Source organism: Blautia sp. aa_0143 (genome assembly GCF_004167315.1).
Classification (GTDB): Bacteria; Bacillota; Clostridia; order Lachnospirales; family Lachnospiraceae; genus Blautia_A; species Blautia_A fusiformis.
In genome coordinates this window covers 1-1,091 of record NZ_RCXU01000081.1, presented here as the reverse complement: position 1 = coordinate 1,091, position 1,091 = coordinate 1, and the positions used below count along the sequence as shown (strand labels likewise).

Sequence of the window (1,091 nt, the reverse complement as noted above, 5' to 3'; positions counted from 1 at the left end):
AAATATATTTGTCCTTGTAACAATTCTCGGACATTTGCCTGTTATACTATCTGCAAAAAGAAAAGGAAGTGACAATATGAAGCAGATTTTAATTGTCGAAGACGATAATCTTTTGAATAAAACGCTTACTTATAATTTGGAATTGGACGGTTACACAATAACTTCTGTTCTGAATGCAAGGACAGCCGCTGAATCATTAAAAACAAACATTTTTGATTTGGTATTGCTGGATATAAATTTACCAGACGGAAATGGTTATGACCTATGCCGTCTTATCAAGCCAGAGCATCCTGATACAGTAGTTATATTTCTAACTGCCAACGATCAGGAAAGCGATCAGATACGAGGATATGAAGCTGGTGCAGTGGATTATATCACGAAACCTTTTTCGATTAGTGCTTTGCAGCGAAAGATCAAAGCCATGTTCGCTATGTTGGAACATCACAAACCAGCTAAGGATATTTACGAGGATGGTAGCCTGTTTCTGGATTTTTCGGAACAATTTGCAAGTTTGAACGGGAAACCATTAGCGCTTTCTGCGATGGAATATAAAATGCTGAACCTATTTCTTAAAAATCCGAAGCAGGTACTTACCCGCCAACAACTTTTGGAAAGGCTGTGGGACATTGATGAAAAATATGTAGATGAACATACCCTTACTACTTCTATCAGCCGCATTCGCAGTAAGATTGAAGCGGATGGCGACACATATATCAAAACGGTTTACGGTATGGGTTATCAATGGACAGGAGGCGAAAAGAAATGAAACTGAATAACCTTTCTGCTAAGAAAATTTGTAGACTGATTAGTGCTGGCATGGTTTTCTCTATGCTGGTAATTACCGGTATTCTCGGCGGTATAATGCAGGATATACGAATTTTCATAGCAGGTGGAACATTGACACTCTGTGCATTTTTCTGGATTTGGCTATTGGTGCTGTTTTTTGGAAAACGCCTTTCTCATTTTACTTCTAATTTGTGCCGGACGCTGGACAACATGATTGATGGAAACGAGGAATTACAAAAGTCAAATGATAGTGAAACTCTTTTTGCCCGTATCAACCACCGCTTAATCCGGTTGTATGAGATTAT

At 38.6% G+C, this 1,091-nt stretch carries 1 protein-coding gene and 1 pseudogene; both read left to right on the top strand.

Annotated elements, in window-relative coordinates:
* Positions 1-76: 76 nt before the first annotated feature.
* Positions 77-766 (top strand): response regulator transcription factor, encoded by a 690-nt coding sequence (locus EAI83_RS17070; protein WP_019162604.1) that lies wholly within the window; start codon positions 77-79, stop codon positions 764-766.
* Positions 763-1,091, top strand: a pseudogene (locus tag EAI83_RS17065) (sensor histidine kinase); the annotation flags it as partial. The gene EAI83_RS17070 and the pseudogene EAI83_RS17065, both read left to right, overlap by 4 nt.

Bases quoted from the DNA above. Each gene is read 5' to 3' on its own strand.
- EAI83_RS17070 (WP_019162604.1), top strand. From the start codon at position 77: ATGAAGCAGATTTTAATTGTCGAAGACGATAATCTTTTGAATAAAACG.